We start from the raw sequence: 6,345 nt of genomic DNA on the forward strand, positions 1-6,345 counted from the left end.
GAAGACTGGATGAACAATCTTCCTAGAAAAATATTGGGTTATAAAACTCCAGCTCAACTATTTGAAGCTGAGTTAGATAAAATTTATAGAAAAACAGCTTAACAAATTTGTTGTTTCAAGTTGTTATTGCAATTTATGTAAAAAAGAATATGATAAAACGAACGGCATCCCTCCTTGCGGCAGTCTGCCTTTCTTCGACGGTATTCGCGCAGGAAGCCAACGACGGATTCATCGTTCCCTTGAACGAGGATTTCTCAAAGCCAGCCCAGCAGACAGCGGGAATCGGTGACAGCCTGCCTGCCTCAAACAAGGAGGCAGCGCCAGCAGGCAAATTCTCCAACCTAAGCATGGGCTTGTGGGTTCAGACACAGAACGTGAACGAGTCTCTTATCCGCAATGTCTCTGACAGCAAAAAGAAAGGCTATGAATTCGACAATTCCCACTTCAAGACAGAGGCAAACTGGTGGTTCTGGGGAAACGTGAGCGAGAATGTCTTCCTTTCTTCTGAAATCTCAGTCCTGAATTTCGATAAAACTCTTTATCAGGAAAATACCTATGCGGCAAACGTGCCTGACGTGACATGGGCTGATGGCGCCCAGTCAGTTGCCGAAATGTTCTCCTCACCCTACAAAAAAGGAAACGATGAGGGCCTTGGGTATTTCAAGAAAATGGCCGTAAACCTGACGACTCCCTATGTAATCACAAAATTCGGTTACGGAGACGTGGGCGAGGACAGCGGAATGTCTCATTTCGACGGAATCTTCAATGTCATTGACTATAAGGACTGGAACGGATACACAGAAATCAAGAACGGACCAGAGATCCAGCAGTTCGGTGACTTCAAGGTAGACGCTGCTGCCGGATTCAGTGATAAAGTCGATAATTACGGAACCTACGATTACATCGACGTGAAATACGCTGACAAGGCGGAGATTGCTTTCACGTTCGGAAGTTCTTCTACAGAAGAGCAGCTTTTCTTCTATAATAAAACGAATACAAACGCTTTCTCGGCTTATGCCGCCTTCAATCCTCTTGAGAACCTCAAGCTTGAGGCCCACTTGCTCGGTACATTCGGAACAGGCGATGACATGGAGCTTGGAAAGGACACTCTCGCCTATGCCGGCCGCGTCTCTTGGAAAGCCGGCACATGGAAAGCAAGCATCATGCAGAGCCTTGCAGGTCTCAAAGTTGATTCTGTCTGGGGCTCTGATGGTGAAGTCTATGATGACATCAATGCCAACACTGCCACGACACAGTTTGACGCTGAAAAATCATTCGCTGACCTTAAAACACCGCTCACGCTTGCCCTCGATCAGGGTTTCACCTACACCCTCAATGATGACAGCGATACGGGCGCATACGATGGAATGCTTTCGTTCAGGACGGAGCCTTACGCCGACATTGACGTGAGCGAGCTTCTTGGAAAGAATCTCACTGTAGGAGTGTACGGAGTGATGTCATTCGACAAGCTCTCAAAGAACCAGAGCGAGGACAAGAATCTGGTCACATCTTTCAACGAGGGTGGTATCGAACTTGTCACAGAAAACGCGATTCCTTTCGTAAAAAAGACCTCGTTTGACTATGCAATCAAACGGGAATTCGGCGACTGGGAAAGCGGCTCAAGCTATCCCCTCAACATCACATACCACTCAATCATGCTCAACTCAGATATTACGGACCGCCTCAGCGTGACATTCGGCTCAGTCGTGCGTGACGACAAGACAGACGACAAAGACCTGACTGTTCCGTTCGCATTTGCAATGGGAGCAAGCATCAAGGACCTTCCTCTTCCGGGAAAACCGATGCTCTGGGCTCACTTCACATACAGTATGTTCCCCTACACGGACACGAACTACAACCTGCGAAGATACGACGAGGAGAACTCAAAATACGCGCACCGAACATATCTGCTTAATGAGCTTGACGGCAGCGAGGACAACTGCAAGTACAAGAGCCGTGTCAGCCTTGGTCTTGTTTGGAACTTATAAGGAGGCGTAAAATGAAATTGGAAAACGAAAAATCGAAAATGAAAGCTGCGCGGAACTTTCTTCTTGCTCTGGTACTGCCTTTTTGCCTTGCCATGACACTGACATCATGCGCCGATGAGGACGGACTGCATGACCAGAATGCCCTTCAAGTGACATTCGAATTCACCGGTTTTGGCGATGACATTTCAGGCTCATATTCAATTCCAGGAAACTTCGATTCTTGGGACAACACCACCGCTGATGTCAGTCTCTCAAAAGGAGCCGGAACATCGGAAGTCATTGCGATTTCTGACAGCAATATCCAGTTCTCTCTCTGTCCGGTTGATGAATGGACTCGCCCATGGTATATCGAAGGCGCTGTTGAGGGAAACGGAAGCGATGGCGGAAAAATGTGGAACTTCTATATCGACGACCTTGATTTGGATGCCGGTGAAGTCACGATTCTTGTAGATGCAAGCTCTGGAACTGCCGTTCCTGTCGTGAAATAGGGAGAAAAAGAAAATGAGAAAAGTGAAAACAGATAACGTAAAAATGAGAAACAGACTTCTTGCCGCATTCGGAACCCTCTCGCTCCTTTTCGCCTTTGCCTCTTGTGACCAGCTTCAGGACGAACTTTCCAGCGAGCAGCTCAAAGACCAGAAATCTGGAATCGGAAGTGTAAGCGCAAGCTCCACAACCTACTATTACGATGGCAGCGAAAATGACAGCGTGAAAGGCAAAGAGGCTCATCTTGTGCTTGACCTTTCGCAGATTGCGGACGCCACAGATGCCGCCGTAAAATACACCCTTGAATACTCAATCGGCTCTGACTCGGACAAAGTGGAATACTCTTCTGCAGGAAGCCTTGCCGGAACCTTGAGCGATTCAAAGACCAAGTATTACATTAACCTCGCCCCCGCGATAAACCTGATTGACGGCACCGGGGAGCCTGCATACGGCGACATCGCCTACACATTCATCCTTTCAGGACTCACGAATGCAAGCGGAAACGACTACAACGGCCGTTCCTTCCCCTCATTCTCAAAAACAGTGAAATTTGCCCCTCTCTATACGACAGATTCGCTGGAATTCTCTTCAAAATCACTGCCAGTCGGCTCTGAAATCAAGATTCCCCTGAACGGAGAAATCAGCGAGGTCGCTGAGACTGTAACTGCTACTGTAACGAGCGGTTCAGTTACGGCGGATTTCACAGCAAAAGTGTCGTCTGACGGAAAAGCAATCGTCCTGACATCAAAAAACGACCTTTCAGGCGAAGAATTCACGGCAGATTTCACCATCACAGGAATCAAGCCCGTCGGAGCAAAGGAAGAGTATAGCCACACTTTCAGCGGAGTGAAGTTCATTCCGACTAATGTGACACTGGACGGAGTTCTTGACGAGGATTTATGGTCTGCAAGTTATGTTGCCACAAGCGCTGACAGTTATTCAGCCGCAAATACCTACCAGAATATTAAAAAGGTCTCTGTAGTTGATGATGGCTTGAATCTTTATGTTGCGGTGGAATTTGCGGAAACTCCTGGTGGTAATAAAACAAACATACAACTTTCTTTTGACACCGGTGCTGATAACGGAAGTACAAGCGATGATGGTGCTTGGATGACACCTGCAACAACGACGACATTCTCGAACGGAACTTTGGATTTCAAGGCTTATGAGAATATCGCTTGGGTTGCAGATAATGCCACAAATCAACGTGAGTTGAGCAACTTGTCGGCTTCAGGAGTCTGTGGTCCGGAGTGGAATTCTGTGGCAAACTGTTATACAAATGATTCAAAAATCATAGAGTATTCAATCAAACTCACAGAGCTTGGTGTTTCTTCTTCTGATAAAGTGAAATTGTTTGTTTCAATTTCACAATATGAGTATACGTCAGAAAATACTGAAACTCTTCTTGATTGTGTTCCAGCTTCTGCTGCAAGTGTAACTGACTCAGGTCAGTCGGTGGCGGTTGATTTCTCAAAAGCTCTGGAATACACGATTCAGTAAATAATTCCCATGCGTTCGCCTGTAGTTGCGGACGCATTTTACGACTATCCTGATAGGGAGGTTTTTATGAAAAAAATTGCTTCTTACGTCTGGAAAGGCCTTTTTCTGACACTGATTCCGGCATTTCTGGCCCTTTCCGGTTGTACGAACGATATAGACAGCGCGAGTACCGTTCTCGGCATTGACAGCAGCGCCGATGATGCCTCGGCTCTGAACGACAACGACGGAAAAAGCGACAAGGACACGCGCAAGGATTACGGTTCCAATGATGGCTCGGGCTCGTCAGTCATTGATTTCGGAGACAACTTCATCCGAGGATTCGACGCGAGCGCGGTGGATTATTACGAGAACAATGTTGACGGGAAAGGCGCTGTCACATACAAGGACACGGACGGAACGACGGCAGATTTCTTTGTCATTCTCGCAAAACACGGATATGACACCGTTCGTCTCCGCATTTGGAATGACCCGTCACAGCAAGTAGAAGGTAGCGTGCCAGTTGGTGACAATACTCTTGAGCGCACAATTTCAATGGCAAAGCGTATAAAGGCCGCTGGCCTAAAACTGATGCTTGATTTCCATTATTCAGATACATGGACAGACCCTGCAAAACAGTATGTACCCCGCGCATGGCTTGATGCTGAAAGCAAGGATGATATTGCATCAAGGGTTTCTGAATATACAACTTCAGTTTTGCAATCTTTAAAAGATGAAGCAGAAATTGTACCCTCTTATGTCCAGATTGGAAACGAGATAAACAGCGGCATGATTCGTGATAAAACTACACCAAGTTCAACAAATCCTGATTTTGATTATGCAGGAACTGGAGATACCCAGGCACAATACTTGGAGTCTGCAAGCGAAGCAGTCCGTGCGTTCGATGAAAGTATAAAAATCATCGTCCATGTCACGTCAAGCAATACACCGACAAATCTTCTTAATCGCCTTAAAAGTGCAAATCTTGATTATGATATTATCGGTCTTTCTTATTATCCTTGGGAAAATCACGGAACGATTTCTGCAATGATTTCAAATGTGAAAAACTGGAAATCAACTTATGGTAAGGATGTAATCATTGCAGAGACATCGGCTCAGTTTGCTGGTGATGATAGCACTGTTAGCAAGCGAAATTATTCTTATCAGTACATGATTGACCCTGACACCAGTGAATTGTATTCAGACCTGACGACAGAAACCGTTTCTTCGACAATATGTGTTGTTGGAAGCGTCGCAAACGCAAAGGCAATTCTTCGGCACATAATGCAGGAAACATTCGATGCAGAAGGCATTGGTTGCGTCGCATGGGGCGGCGAGATGCACGGCGACTGGGACGGAAAAGCAATGGACAACATCGACGCATTCAACTACAAACCCGCCGACGGTTACCCGACCGAGAATTCATCAGACGGCAACTCTTCTGACAATACGGGGGGGGGGTACTGATGAAGAAAGTATGACTGTTACTCTCTCGTTTGGCTCTGGATTTAACCCAGCAAAACTTGTCGTTAAATATGGCAACAATGACAATTCAAAGTCAGAAACTCTGAACGTTGAAAATTCTGCGACAAGTGTATCATTTGAGATTAGCAGTGAATATAAAAACAGCGACGGATGGTTGGCTGTCCTTTCTGTTACAGCTTATGATAGCGACGATAACGAAATTGAAAATGTAGAATGTAATTCTGCAAACAATTGGTTTGAGTTTGCTTCTGGAGGGGCTGTTTCATTGGAATACGGCCTAGTCGCAACGGGCTCTGACTTATATTCTCAAAATTACACAGGGGATGGCAATGTATCATGTAAACTTGATTCCAGCAGCCTTACTGATTTGACAATTGCAAGCTTAATTGTTGAAGCAACTGACTGCAATTGGGAGTCTGTAAGTGGAGATTGGTGGATTGGAGTTTATTCTGACACAAGTTGGACAAAGATTGCTGATTTGGCATGGATAGACAATACACACTATAAAGCAACTATTACTGATTCGGAGAAAATATCTTCTCTTAAAAATACTGGAATTTTCATTGGAGCGAGTTCAGGAATGACTTGCACACTGACAATTTCATACACCACCGAATAATCCTCCAAAAAATCCCCCCAAAAGCGCTGGCAGCACCGAGGCATTTCGCCCTTGGTTGCCAGCGTTTTTTTATTAGGGCTCGTGAGCCCGTGAAAATATGAAGCGAAGCGTAATATTTTCACAATAAACCACCTGCTATGCGGGTGGTGGGCAAAGGCTTATAGCAAAAAAAACTTTCCTCGAAGGTGTACAATAGGTTGTTCAAGTCTATTGCGTAACGCCAAGGAGGAAAGCAAATGGCAAATATCAGAGATACGCTGAGCCATACCAAGTGGCTCTGTAAATATCATA

5 protein-coding genes are annotated in these 6,345 nt (G+C 45.7%); all 5 read left to right on the forward strand.

The genetic code is table 11. From position 1 onward, the window contains the following. Positions 1 to 149 precede the first annotated feature (149 nt). The 5 genes from IJJ71_RS00590 (at position 150) to IJJ71_RS00610 (ending at position 6,054) form a co-directional block, all read left to right on the forward strand. Positions 150 to 1,988, forward strand: coding sequence for a hypothetical protein (locus IJJ71_RS00590; RefSeq protein ID WP_296844703.1), 1,839 nt, complete (start codon positions 150 to 152; stop codon positions 1,986 to 1,988). 11 nt (positions 1,989 to 1,999) lie between these two features. Next, the gene (locus IJJ71_RS00595; RefSeq protein WP_296844704.1) at positions 2,000 to 2,476 is read left to right on the forward strand and encodes a hypothetical protein; all 477 of its coding nucleotides are present in this window, start codon (positions 2,000 to 2,002) and stop codon (positions 2,474 to 2,476) included. A 43-nt stretch (positions 2,477 to 2,519) separates the two neighbouring features. Next, complete coding sequence (locus IJJ71_RS00600) at positions 2,520 to 3,974, forward strand: hypothetical protein (RefSeq protein WP_296844705.1); 1,455 nt, start codon at positions 2,520 to 2,522, stop codon at positions 3,972 to 3,974. Between the two features lie 66 nt (positions 3,975 to 4,040). Continuing rightward, complete coding sequence (locus IJJ71_RS00605; RefSeq protein WP_296844706.1) at positions 4,041 to 5,417, forward strand: glycosyl hydrolase 53 family protein; 1,377 nt, start codon at positions 4,041 to 4,043, stop codon at positions 5,415 to 5,417. A 10-nt stretch (positions 5,418 to 5,427) separates the two neighbouring features. After that, a complete protein-coding gene (locus IJJ71_RS00610) occupies positions 5,428 to 6,054 on the forward strand; it encodes a hypothetical protein (protein WP_296844707.1) in 627 nt (208 codons plus the stop codon). The last annotated feature ends 291 nt before the right edge of the window (positions 6,055 to 6,345 follow it).

The organism is Treponema sp. (assembly GCF_017430385.1).
Taxonomy (GTDB): Bacteria; Spirochaetota; Spirochaetia; order Treponematales; family Treponemataceae; genus Treponema_D.